Raw genomic sequence first — 12,431 nt, forward strand, 5'->3', positions numbered from 1 at the left:
GTGGTGACTGGTGAAAGCCGTATATCATATTTCGTATACCGTTAAAAAAACGAAATATGGACAACGGGCAACGGGTGAGAGAATACGGTATACGAAATACGGGTATTTGGAATTTGTTTTGAGATTTGTCATTTGACATTTGATATTTATTTGGAATTTCGGGCACCCTCTGGGTGTGGTGTTTGGAATTCGATTTCGGGGCACCTACGATAGTGGGTCGTTTGATTTTTGAACTTTTTAACAAGGGGTATTATGAAAAAACATTTAGTCAATACAGAGTTTATACCAGAGGAAGAAAAAACAAAGGATATAGATAAACTTATACACATAGGGAAACAAAAGGGATTTCTTACATATGACGAACTAAATGATATTCTGCCACATGATGTAACATCAGCAGATGAGATAGATGAAATATTTTCAATGTTAAACCATGAAAATATAGAGGTCCTGCCCGCGCATGGAATATCTCATATTGAAGAAGGAGTCTCACACATACCTGTTCCTCTTGAAGAACTTGCTCTAAAAGAAGACCCTATAAGACTATATCTTCGTCAGATGGGGCAGATACCCCTTTTGACACGGGAACAGGAGATAAGGATAGCAAAAGAGATTGAAGAAGCAGAAAACCTTTTATGCGAAACTGTGTTGGGCTCAAAAACTGCAAAAATAGAAATACTGGCACTTTCACAGGCTATTCTTAACTTTGAGATATCCTCGGAAGGAATGTTGAACAAAGATTCAAAAGTAATTCGTTCAAAGCTTTTTAAAAATCTTCCCAGGATTGTAGGTTGGCTTAAAAGAGCTGAACACAGGAAAACAATATTTAATATAGTAACCCAGATTGGCATTGCAAAACACATTGTTGAAAAGATTACAAACGAAATACTTACAAGTTGTTGTATGCTAGAAAAAATACAAGAATCCGTTGAAAGAACAAAAAGTCGGTCTGTTTATAATAAACTGAAAAAAGAACAAAGACCAATACTTAAAAATATCGGTTGTTCTTCTGTAAAAGAAGCGCAAGAATGGGCAAACGTTATAAAGCAGAGATTTGAAAATTATAAAAAAACAAAAAGAGACCTTATAGAAGCAAACCTCAGACTTGTTGTAAGTATTGCAAAAAAATATGTAAACAGAGGACTTACATTTCTTGACCTTATACAGGAAGGCAATATAGGACTTATAAAGGCGGTTGAAAAGTTTGAATATAGGAGAGGTTTTAAGTTTTCAACATATGCAACATGGTGGATAAGACAGGCTATAACCCGTTCAATTGCAGATCAGGCAAGAACCATCAGAATACCTGTTCATATGACAGAAACAATAAACAAACTCAATAAAGCGGCAAGGGCCCTTCTTCAGGAATACGGTTGTGAACCAGCAGAAAAAGAGATTGCAGATCAAATGAAGGTCCCGGTTGAAAAAGTAAGAGGGATATTAAAGGTTTCACAGGAACCCATATCACTGCATACACCTGTCGGAGAAGATGGGAATACACATTTTGAAGATTTTATTGAAGATAAAAAGGCTATTTCACCTGCAAGTGCAACAGTATCTTCTATGTTAAAAGAAGAGATACAGAGTGTTCTTTCAACCTTGAATGAAAGAGAAAGAAAGATTCTTGAATTGAGATTCGGTTTGTATGATGGACTTCCAAAAACCCTTGAAGATGTTGGACTGATATTTAATGTAACAAGAGAAAGAGTAAGACAAATAGAAGCAAAGGCATTAAGGAAACTCAAGCATCCTACAAGAAGCAGAAGACTGCGCAGTTTTTTCGAAGTAGCCGTTGGGGAACTAAAATCATTGTGAAAAACCAAAAAAGTAAGGGCAAGAACGGAGGTAGATATGTATGAGGCTGAAATAAAAAGAATAGGTGTATATTCTACATTTAAGTTTTTTGCAGGTCTATTTATGATAATAGGTCTCTTACAAGGACTTATTGCAGGTATCAGAGGAGTAGGAATCCTGGGACCTATGCTTGGACCAATTGCTATAACAGTTGCACCTTTTCTTGAAAAAGGAACAGCAGCAGTAATATTTACCGGACTTGGTGTTGGGGCAGTGTTAGGACTTATTGCAGGTATCGGATTTACCAGTCTTGCTGTAATTTATAATTTTTTTGTCACAATTGTTGGCGGGATAAAGATAAGTATTGAAGAAAAATAATCCGAAATGACATTTTATGCGCCTGTAGCTCAGTCCGGATAGAGCAACGACCTACGAAGTCGTGTGCCCCCCGTTCAAATCGGGGCAGGCGCGCATAAAAAGATGTGATATGAAAATAACGGATGCGATAAGGTATTCCTTTTACAAAAGAGAATTTTATAATGATGCTGTAAGGGTGTCTGTAAGGTCCTGTATAGCATTTATAGTTCTTATTGCATTCTTATTATCAATCCTTATAGGTATAGGTGTATACAAATATTCAAATAAAGCGGTTAATGATTTAACCGTAATGTATGAAAATAAGCAGATTCCGAATATAACTATCAAAGACGGAAAACTGAGCACTCAACCTGAAGAAAAATTTGTAATGGACTTTCATGGTTTTAAGTTTATCATTGATACAAAAAGCCAGACTGTATTAGAAGAACAACCTGCAAATACAATCCTTCTGACAGATACAAATATGTATCAGAAGATAAGCAGTGCGGAAACAAGACAGTACGAACTAAAAAATATAGTAAAAAATTTTACTCTTAATGAAGAAACTGTTAAAAAATATAAGAGCACCGTAATGTTCTGGTTTGTATTGTTAACATGGCTTTTTTCATTTTTATACACAATCGTATCAAAAACATTTCAGGGGTTTTTCTTTGGCGTATTTACATATATAATCTCGTTTTTCTTAAATAAAAATTTAAGTTATCCACAATCTGTAAAGATTACTGTATTTTGTTTATGGCCTGCAACATTTTTTTCTACCCTCATAAACAGTTTTAGACAATTACACGGCTTCTGGTTTCTATATCTTTTTATAGTTTTGGGATACATCATTTTTGCTGTACATTCACAGAATTACCTGTCTGCCCCTAAGACAAATCGGGACAGGTAAGACTGCAACACAATAATATTTAATTGGGATAAAAAATGCGCGGTTCCATAAAAATTGCTAATATATTTGGCATATCTGTAAATATACATCTTACATTTTTTCTGCTTCCTCTGATATTCGGAGTGCTTGCGGGTCTGAAGGGAATATTTTTAATACTGTTTGTATTTTCCTGTGTAACAATTCACGAACTTATGCATAGTCTTGCTGCTATGTATTTTGGAATAAAAGTAAAAAGTATTACCCTTTATCCAATCGGCGGTATTGCCGCAATAGATAAGATGCCCGATAGACCGAGGGATGAACTTGTAATATCGCTTGCAGGTCCTGCATCAAACTTTGTTATAGCAACTGTATTATATATAATACTGAAAAACATACTCCCCTATAATTCCCTTTACAACATACTTGGAAGAATTGATACCTGGCAGAATACATTGGGTGCAACAATATGGATAAATGTTATGCTCGGTCTTTTTAATCTACTGCCTGCTTTTCCGATGGACGGCGGAAGAGTGTTCAGGGCGCTTCTTGCGCAGACGATGAATTACAGGAAAGCAACACATATTGCGGTTATTACAAGCAATGTATTTGCAGTAATATTTATTATATTAAGTTTGTGGAAAGGATATATAATGCTTGGGCTTATCGCAGTTTTCCTTTATATTGCCTCAAATCAGGAACAGACGCAGGTGGATATAAAAATGACACTGAAAGACCACCGCGTTGTTGACATACTTGATAAACAACTTTTAACTGTATCACCGCAAACATCTGTTACAGATATGCTTGCTTTGATATTTCATTCACACCAGGAGGATTTTCCAGTAGTATCTGAGAACAGGATAGAGGGTTTTGTCCCGAGAATAAAGATTATGACAGCTCTTCATTCAGGGCACACAACAAAAACAGCAGCAGAACTTATGTTAAAACAATTTCCGCAAGTGCACCCTCAGGATAATTTAATAGATGTTTATAAAATAATGCAAGGTTCAGGTTTTAAGGCGCTCCCTGTTGTGTCAGAGGGAAGTCCTGTAGGGCTTATTACATTAGAGGATATCGGAAGAATATATGCAATTATGTCAGGGAAAATGTAGTCCACAAGAGATAAAGAACAGTGAGAGGGTGAGAAAAATATTGGTTGCTCCGTCCATACTTGCCTGTGATTTATCTAATATTGGTAAGGAGATAAAAAAAGCCGAAACAGCAGGGGCAGACCTTATACATATAGACATTATGGATGGACATTTTGTGCCTAATCTTACATTTGGACCGGGGATTGTTAAAAGCATCCGTCCTTGGACAAGTCTTCCACTTGATGTCCACCTGATGATTGATAATCCAGAAAGATTTATAGGGCCATTCGCAGATGCAGGGGCTGATTTTCTCGGCGTTCACATAGAGGTATGTAAAGGAAAAAGAATGGCAAAAACACTTAAAATGATAAAAGACAGTGGGGTAAAAAAAACCATAGTTCTAAATCCCAATACAAATATAAAAACAGTTATTCCTTTCTTGCAGAATGTTCAGATGGTTCTTTTTATGACAGTATTTCCGGGTTTTGGCAGTCAAAGATTTATATCCTCTGTCCTTAAAAAAATATCTTTTTTAAGAAAACTCTGGGATGGACTTATTGAAGTAGATGGTGGAATAAATGAAGAAACCGCAAGGCTTTGTATAGATGCGGGAGCAAATGTTATTGTGGCCGGAACATATATTTTTGGAAATAAAAATATGGGAGTTGCAATAAAAAGCTTATGTAGTTATAACACATCATAAATATTCACTAAACACCGTTCATATTTTAGGCACAGAGACACACAGGCACAAAGTGGACTGTCCTTTTATCTTCTTTTTTTAATGTTTTATACCTTTGTCACTCTGTACTTTTGTGCCTTCAGGCGACGCAGTTGACTGAGTGTTTACTGGGTTACTATCAGACGGACTTGGCTGAATATTTACCAAATTTCAAAGTTCAAATGTCAAATAGATATCAACAGGTCGTACTTTTTGTCATTTGGGTTTTAGATTTGATTTGACATTTGGATTTTGATATTTGGCATTTGTCATCAGATACCAGTTGCCTGTTCTATGATGGAGGTTATGCAACGGATTTTTTAGTATGGGAAGACATGAATATAAACCTTGAAAAAGATATAGTTTCTGTTATTGCACCTATGTGCAAAAATGACGGTGTAGAGGTCGTGGATATAAATTTTAAGCAACAGGGTGCAAGACTTAATATACAGGTTCTTGTTGATACACCGGACGGAATTACTCTTAAGCATTGTGCAAGGCTGAATCGTGTAATAGGAGACAGGGTAGATAAATTAGAATCTATGTCTAATGTGTCATATATTATAGAGGTTTCATCACCCGGTTTAGATAGGCACTTAAAGACAGAAAGGGATTTTGAAAAAGTAATTGGTAAAGATATTCATATAATAACAAATAAACCGGTAGAAAATAGAAACGACTGGATTGGGATGCTTAAAAGTGTTAACGACAATGGAATTGAGATCGCTGTTAATCTTAAAAATGAACAAAAAATTATAACAGTATTAAGGCAAGACATTGTAAGAGCACAACAACATATAGGCTAATGGTTATTGGCAAAATAAATTTGAGCAGTTTAATAATGTCAAATAAATGACAAATGACAAATGTCAGATCAACCCTATTAGAGAACTTAATATCTATAAACACTTTTGGCATTAAATAACTTTCTAACATGGTTCAGGGTCAAATGTTTTCAGGGTTAAGGGTTCTAGTCATTTGAGTTTTGGATTTCATTTGTCATTTGAGCTTTGGAATTTGGATTTATATAAAAGCTCAGAGAGGAAACTAAGTGCTCATTTTCGTCTTGCATATGACCGCTAATATTTAATATTAAATACCAAATGGGATAAAGATGAATGGCGAGATTTTTACTGTACTGGATAGTATAGAAAGAGATAAGGGCATAAAACCAGAGGTTCTTATTGATGCAATTGAGTCTGCGATTGTCCTTGCAGTTAAGAAAAGTCTTCCATATGAGGAAAGAGAGATTTCTGTAAAGATAGATAGAAAAACGGGAAACTGTCAGCTTTTTATAGGAGACGAAGTTATTTACTTAAAAGATTTTGGAAGAATAGCAGTTCAAACTGTGAGACAGGTTGTTTTACAAAAGTTAAGGGAAGCTGAAAAGGATGTTATATTTGAAGATTATCGGGACAGGGTTGGAAAGATTATAACCGGTTCTGTTCATCAGATTGAAAAAGGCAATATAATAGTTGATGTTGAAAATATACAGGCGTTTCTTCCAAAGGGTGAGCAATTGCTGAAAGATGGATACAGACAGGGAGATGTTATAAGGGCTTTTGTTGTGGAGGTAAGGAAAACATTTAAACTTGCGCCCATTGTGTTATCAAGAACACATCCTGGAATGCTTGTGAAACTTTTTGAACTGGAGGTGCCTGAGGTTTATGAAGGCATTGTGCAGATTAAGGGATGTGTAAGGGACCCCGGAGACAGGGCAAAGATTGCAGTCTTGTCATTAGACCCCAGGGTTGATTGTGTTGGAGCTTGTGTTGGGAAAAGAGGTGTAAGGGTAAAAAATATCGTTAAAGAATTAAGATCGGAAAGAATAGATATTATAAGGTATAGCGATGATCCGAAAGAATTTGTGTCTGCTGCACTTGCCCCTGCAAAAGTTTCATATATAATGTTAGATCCCAATGAAAACAGGATGGATGTTGTTGTTCCAGACGATCAACTTTCTCTTGCAATCGGGAAAAGGGGGCAAAATGTTCGTCTTGCTTCAAGACTTACAGGTTGGGATATTGATATATATAGCCAGTCTGAGTTTGATACAAAAAATAATATACCGCTTGCAAGTATTGATGGTGTAAATGAAGATATAATGCAGGCTTTCAAAAAAATATCTATTACAAACCTATCTGAACTTGCAAATACATCTCTGTTGATGCTTGAAGAGATTCCACAGATAGGTAGGGAAAATGCAAAAAAAATATTAGAAAATGCAAGAAAGATTATGTCAGAGACTGTAAAAAAGGCAGAAGAACAAACTGACCCTAGAGAAACAGGCCAAGTGGAGAAGCAATGATAAAAGTTTATGAGTTTGCAACACAATTAAATTTAAGCAGTCAAGAAATCCAGAAGAGATTGAAGGCGCTCGGAATTGATATTTCAAGCCACATGTCACCTGTAACCGATGAAGCTATAAGAAAACTTAAAGCATCTTTGGAAGAAGAAGCAAGGCCAAAAATAAAACCAAAACCCAAAACTAAACCAAAAGCAAAACCTGTTGCTAAAAAACAAAAAACAACAGAAGATATTTCAGTTAAGCTTCCTAAAAAAGCGGAAATCCTTCCTATTTTGGAAAAAAAAATAGAAGAAAAACCTGCGGAAGAAAAATCTAAGGGGAAAATTGAAGAAGAGGTAAAAAAGATAAAAAGTTTCCAGAGTGTTAAGGCAACCAACCAGTGGTCCGTGGCAAAACCGGCGGGTGTATCAAAACATATTATATTTAGGCAGGCGTACCCCACAAGAAGGCCCGCTATCGTTAAAAGGCAGGTAATAAGCCCACCATCAAAACAGGAAGAAGTTAGTCTGTTTAAAAAAACTATTGAAGGTCCTCCAAAATTTCTTTCTGTTGAATTTCCAATAACCATTAAGGAGCTATCCGCAAAGATGCAGGTTAAACCCAATGATATTTTGCGTATGCTTCTTTTGGAAAACCGTATTGCTGCAAGTATAAATCAGAACATCACAGAAGACATTACCAGAATGATAGGTAGGTTGTTTAATTTTGAAATTCAAAGATCTCTTACAACCGAACAGCAGATAATAAAAGAACATGATGAAAAAGAAGATGTATCAAAATTAAAACCCAGAGCACCTGTTGTAACAATAATGGGTCATGTTGACCATGGTAAGACAAGCCTTCTTGATGCGATAAGAAAAGCAAAGGTTGTGACATCTGAGGCAGGGGGGATTACACAACATATAGGAGCATATCATGTGCAGGTAAAAGACCGTCATGTAACATTCCTTGATACGCCAGGACATGAGGCATTTACAGCAATGAGAGCAAGGGGAGCAAACGCTACCGATGTTGTGGTTTTGGTTGTGGCTGCTGATGATGGTATTATGCCGCAAACAATAGAGGCAATAAATCATGCAAAAGCCGCAGATGTTCCGATTATGGTTGCTATAAATAAGATGGACCTTCCGACTGCAAACATGGATGCTGTAAAAAAACAGCTTTCTGAAATTGGCCTTACACCTGAAGATTGGAGTGGAAAGACAATAACTGTTCCTGTTTCTGCAAAGACCGGAAAAGGGCTTGAAGAACTACTTGAGATGATTTTGCTTGAAGCAGATATGTTAGAGTTAAAGGCTAATCCGGACAAACTTGCAAGGGGTGTGATAATAGAAAGTAGACTTTCTAAAAACAGCGGACCTCTTGTAACATTCCTTGTCCAGAACGGGACATTAAAAGCATCTGATATTGTTGTATGCGGGGCATACTGGGGAAAAATAAGGGCCATTAAGGATGATAGAGGAAAACGAATTTTATCTGCAGGTCCTTCATATGCCATAGAGGTAACAGGTTTATCCGGACTTCCGCAACCTGGTGAATCGTTTTATTGCGTAGAGGATGAAAAAAAGGCTAAACAGGTATCGGACTCAAGACTACAGATATTAAGAGAAAAAGAAATGATAGGCACTCATCGTTCAACATTAGAAGACCTTTCCCAGCAGATACAATTAGGACAGATTAAAGAGTTAAAAATTATATTAAAGGCTGATGTACAGGGCTCGCTTGAGGCCTTAATCTATTCTCTTGATAAAATACAGGCAAAAAATGTAAAATTAAAAATTATACATACCGGTGTAGGAAACATTACAGAATCGGATATCACGCTTGCGATTGCTGCAAATTCTATTGTGATTGGATTTAATGTCGGGAAAGAACCCGGTGCAGAACAGATTGCAAAGAAAGAGAATGTTGATGTAAAATTATATAGAATCATATACGAATTGACGGGTGATATAAAATCTGCTATGGCAGGTCTGCTTGAAGCAAAAACAAAAGAGGTTTTTACCGGTGAAGCGATTGTTCAACAGGTGTTTAAATTTAGCAAAGGCGAGGTAATAGCAGGTTGCAGGGTTACAAGAGGAAAAGCACAGAGAGGACTTATTGCCCGTGTTTTTAGAGGGAAAGAAAAGGTATTTGAAGGCAGGATTGACTCTTTAAAGAGATTTAAAGAAGATGTAAAAGAGGTAACAGAAGGGTTTGAGTGCGGTATAGGACTGAAATGGAATGATATTCAGGCAGATGATAAGATTGCCTGTTACACAACTGAAAAAGTTGAACAAAAAATGGAATAAGAATAAGAACAAGGATGTTAACCCTGTTAGAAATAAAAAATTTCTAAACAGGGTCAAGGTGTAGATATTTCAAATATAAAATATGGGAAACAGAAAAAGAATACTAAGCGGAATGCGTCCGAGCGGCAGGCTTCATTTAGGACATCTTGTGGGAACCTTACACAACTGGATAAAATTGCAAAATGAGTATGAATGTTTTTATATGGTGGCAGATTGGCATGCTTTTATGAGTGAATACAAAAATCCGCAAGTGATAAAAGAAAATATAATAGATAATATAATAGATTGGATTGCCTGCGGTATTGACACTGAAAAAAATTCAATTTTCATACAGTCCCATATAAAAGAACATGCAGAACTACACCTTATTCTTTCTTGCATCACTCCTGTTGGATGGCTTGAAAGATGTCCCACATATAAAGAACAGATAGAACAGCTAAAAGAAAAGGATATAGGAACACATGCGTTTTTAGGTTATCCTATCCTTCAATCAGCAGATATACTTATGTATAATGCCGATTGTGTTCCTGTTGGGGAAGACCAACTTCCGCATTTAGAACTTACAAGAGAGATTGTAAGGAAATTCAATCACCACTTCGGAGATTTGTTTAAAGAACCGCAACCGCTTTTAACATCCATCCCAAAACTTCTAGGACTTGACGGAAGAAAAATGTCAAAAAGTTATAACAATGCTGTGTTTCTTTCAGATGCCCCTGATATTATCAAAAAGAAAATATCAGGGATGTTCACAGACCCTAAAAGGATATATAAAACTGACCCTGGACACCCTGATATATGCAATATATTTAGTTGGTTTAAGATGTTTAAACCGGAATTTGCCCCTGAGGTAAAATTGTATTGTGAAGGAGCAAGAGTTGGTTGTACTCAATGCAAACAGAATCTTTCAGAGGCAATAACAAAATTTCTTGAACCAATGCAGAAAAAGAGAAAAGAAATAGAAGAAAATAAAAAGAAAATAGAAACATTACTTGAAAAAGGTGAAGATATAGCAAGAAAAGTTGCAAAAGAAACTATGGAAATGGTAAGAAAAAAGGTCTGGGCCTGACCATTTTATAATAGAGCCTATGAGCTCTAACACCCTGTCACCTTGACACCACACCCAGAGTGTGCTCGAAATCCTAAATAAATGTCAAGTGACAAATCTCAAAACCCTCAATTCCAAAGAAGGAGGAGAGAGTTATTGACTGTTAACATAGGAGAAAAATGAAAGACAAGAGTATATTGCGCGAACTTGCAAAAAAATATGCTGAAATCACAGGCCTTTCGGTGCAGGAAAAGAAAAGACGGCTGTGGCGGAAATTAAATGGACTCAAACCCGAACGCCCAATGGTCATGATTGACCAGGTTTGCTGGAGCGAACTTGAAGGCTCTGACGAACTCAAACTTCAATGCAATGATCCGGAGTATCGCAATTTTGAACAGTACCTGCGGCGAAACCTTTATCAATGGCACCATTTTCCTGTAGACTCTGTTATGGAGCCATGTTTTGACGTCTACTATGCTGTGAAAAATAGTGGATTCGGCGTCTCAATCCAGGAGGAAACTATATCCACAGACCCGCACAGCGAGGTCGTAAGCCACAAATACAAGAATCTTTTCCAAACCGATGCAGACCTTGAAAAAATCAAAATCCCTGTCATAGAGCACGACAGGGCTGAGACCGACAGGCGTCTTGCTCTGGCACATGAGATCTTCGATGGAATTCTTGATGTAAATGTCAATGGTTCGGTGCCGGGTATAGGCATCTGGGATGTGATATCTACATTGATGGGAGTAGAAGATGCTCTATTAGCCTTGATAGACAAGCCGGAATTTATGCACGAGATGGTGAGGCGCTTCACCGAGGGCTATACAGCAACCTTTGACCAACTCGAGGAGCAGGGACTTCTGCCAAAACGGCAGAACCTTATTCATTGCGCCGGGGCATATACCGATGAGCTCCCAGCGCACGGATATAATTCGGACAGGCCCCGTTGCAAGGACATCTGGAACTTCGGTCTTGCTCAGATGCTCTCCACCGTCTCGCCACAGATGTTTGATGAGTTCGAGGTCGCATACACGAGCAAAATTTGCAAACGTTTCGGACTCATCTATTACGGATGCTGCGAACCTCTTGACGGCAAGATGAACGAGGTGAAGAAGATGCCAAACGTTCGCAAGGTATCAATGAGCCCATGGGCAAACCACGCCAGAGGAGCCGAGGAGATCGGTGTAAAGTTTGTTTTCTCTAGCAAACCTAACCCGGCTCATATCGCCATGGAGAACTTCTGCGAAGATCTTGTCAGAAAAGAGCTTTTAAGTATCCTTGAACATTGCAGACGGAACTCGTGCCCCCTCGAATTTATTCTCAAGGACATAAGCACCGTGAGAAACCAACCAGACAGACTTGACAGGTGGGCAAAAATCGCAATGGAGGTCGCAGAAGGATGAACCCACCTGTTTTATGAAAGATAAGTTTCAGGTGAGATGTAAATACTCAGTCAACTGTGTTGTCTGAAGACACAAAGGACAGGCTATTAGGCTGTAGGCTATGGGCTGTTAGAAAGGAGAACAATAATTATGGCTCTCAAAAAATGCAAGGAATGTGAAAATCAAGTTTCAACAAGCGCTAGAACATGTCCCAATTGCGGAGCTCAAACCAAAGGAAAGGGGAATGGCTCCATGTGGCCAGCACAGAAAGCCTGACCTGTTATGCCGCTCATTCCAAACGTGGTACGGTATAGTGTACGGTGTGGTAGGATAGGGACGAATAGCAAGGTTTGTGTAATGTGCCCCTTGCACAGCAACAGGTAAGTTTTTCCAAAAATTGTGCTTGACAGGTTTAATGAAATGTGGTATATTGAACCTAGCTTTTGGAGAAACTAAACTGTTGACTAACGATACATTAAGTTGTATACTTAATGTATGGAAATAAAGTTACATAAGAATGCCACTACAACTTTAGCGGTAAGGAAAG

10 protein-coding genes and 1 tRNA gene are annotated in these 12,431 nt (G+C 37.5%); all 11 read left to right on the forward strand.

Annotated features, from left to right (window positions below; genetic code table 11):
- Positions 1-252: 252 nt before the first annotated feature.
- A complete protein-coding gene (locus B9J78_00920) occupies positions 253-1,815 on the forward strand; it encodes an RNA polymerase sigma factor RpoD (GenBank protein MBA2123501.1) in 1,563 nt (520 codons plus the stop codon).
- Positions 1,816-1,851: 36 nt separating this feature from the next.
- Positions 1,852-2,172 carry a hypothetical protein gene (locus tag B9J78_00925; GenBank protein ID MBA2123502.1) on the forward strand — a complete coding sequence of 107 codons (321 nt, stop codon included), beginning with the start codon at positions 1,852-1,854 and terminating at the stop codon, positions 2,170-2,172.
- 18 nt (positions 2,173-2,190) lie between these two features.
- Positions 2,191-2,265: transfer RNA gene (locus B9J78_00930), tRNA-Arg, on the forward strand.
- Positions 2,266-2,281: 16 nt separating this feature from the next.
- Positions 2,282-3,061, forward strand: coding sequence for a hypothetical protein (locus B9J78_00935; GenBank protein MBA2123503.1), 780 nt, complete (start codon positions 2,282-2,284; stop codon positions 3,059-3,061).
- A gap of 35 nt (positions 3,062-3,096) precedes the next feature.
- Positions 3,097-4,155, forward strand: a complete 1,059-nt coding sequence (locus tag B9J78_00940) for a hypothetical protein (GenBank protein ID MBA2123504.1) — start codon at positions 3,097-3,099, stop codon at positions 4,153-4,155.
- Positions 4,130-4,837, forward strand: a complete 708-nt coding sequence (locus tag B9J78_00945; protein ID MBA2123505.1) for a ribulose-phosphate 3-epimerase — start codon at positions 4,130-4,132, stop codon at positions 4,835-4,837. Before B9J78_00940 ends, B9J78_00945 begins: the two co-directional genes overlap by 26 nt.
- 353 nt (positions 4,838-5,190) lie before the next feature.
- Complete coding sequence (locus tag B9J78_00950) at positions 5,191-5,661, forward strand: hypothetical protein (protein MBA2123506.1); 471 nt, start codon at positions 5,191-5,193, stop codon at positions 5,659-5,661.
- Between the two features lie 308 nt (positions 5,662-5,969).
- Positions 5,970-7,163, forward strand: a complete 1,194-nt coding sequence (locus B9J78_00955; protein MBA2123507.1) for a hypothetical protein — start codon at positions 5,970-5,972, stop codon at positions 7,161-7,163.
- Entirely contained in the window at positions 7,160-9,454 is a 2,295-nt protein-coding gene (locus B9J78_00960) for a translation initiation factor IF-2 (protein MBA2123508.1), read from the forward strand. Before B9J78_00955 ends, B9J78_00960 begins: the two co-directional genes overlap by 4 nt.
- 82 nt (positions 9,455-9,536) lie before the next feature.
- Complete coding sequence (locus B9J78_00965) at positions 9,537-10,520, forward strand: tryptophan--tRNA ligase (GenBank protein ID MBA2123509.1); 984 nt, start codon at positions 9,537-9,539, stop codon at positions 10,518-10,520.
- Positions 10,521-10,678: 158 nt separating this feature from the next.
- The gene (locus B9J78_00970) at positions 10,679-11,905 is read left to right on the forward strand and encodes a hypothetical protein (protein MBA2123510.1); all 1,227 of its coding nucleotides are present in this window, start codon (positions 10,679-10,681) and stop codon (positions 11,903-11,905) included.
- Positions 11,906-12,431 lie beyond the last annotated feature (526 nt).

This window comes from bacterium Unc6, assembly GCA_013626165.1.
Classification (GTDB): Bacteria; Omnitrophota; Gorgyraeia; order Velesiimonadales; family Velesiimonadaceae; genus Velesiimonas; species Velesiimonas alkalicola.

Coding starts and splice junctions, on each gene's coding strand:
- B9J78_00955 (MBA2123507.1), top strand. CDS start 5,970: ATGAATGGCGAGATTTTTACTGTACTGGATAGTATAGAAAGAGATAAG.
- B9J78_00945 (MBA2123505.1), top strand. CDS start 4,130: ATGCAATTATGTCAGGGAAAATGTAGTCCACAAGAGATAAAGAACAGT.
- B9J78_00970 (MBA2123510.1), top strand. CDS start 10,679: ATGAAAGACAAGAGTATATTGCGCGAACTTGCAAAAAAATATGCTGAA.
- B9J78_00935 (MBA2123503.1), top strand. CDS start 2,282: ATGAAAATAACGGATGCGATAAGGTATTCCTTTTACAAAAGAGAATTT.
- B9J78_00965 (MBA2123509.1), top strand. CDS start 9,537: ATGGGAAACAGAAAAAGAATACTAAGCGGAATGCGTCCGAGCGGCAGG.
- B9J78_00920 (MBA2123501.1), top strand. CDS start 253: ATGAAAAAACATTTAGTCAATACAGAGTTTATACCAGAGGAAGAAAAA.
- B9J78_00925 (MBA2123502.1), top strand. CDS start 1,852: ATGTATGAGGCTGAAATAAAAAGAATAGGTGTATATTCTACATTTAAG.
- B9J78_00960 (MBA2123508.1), top strand. CDS start 7,160: ATGATAAAAGTTTATGAGTTTGCAACACAATTAAATTTAAGCAGTCAA.
- B9J78_00940 (MBA2123504.1), top strand. CDS start 3,097: ATGCGCGGTTCCATAAAAATTGCTAATATATTTGGCATATCTGTAAAT.
- B9J78_00950 (MBA2123506.1), top strand. CDS start 5,191: ATGAATATAAACCTTGAAAAAGATATAGTTTCTGTTATTGCACCTATG.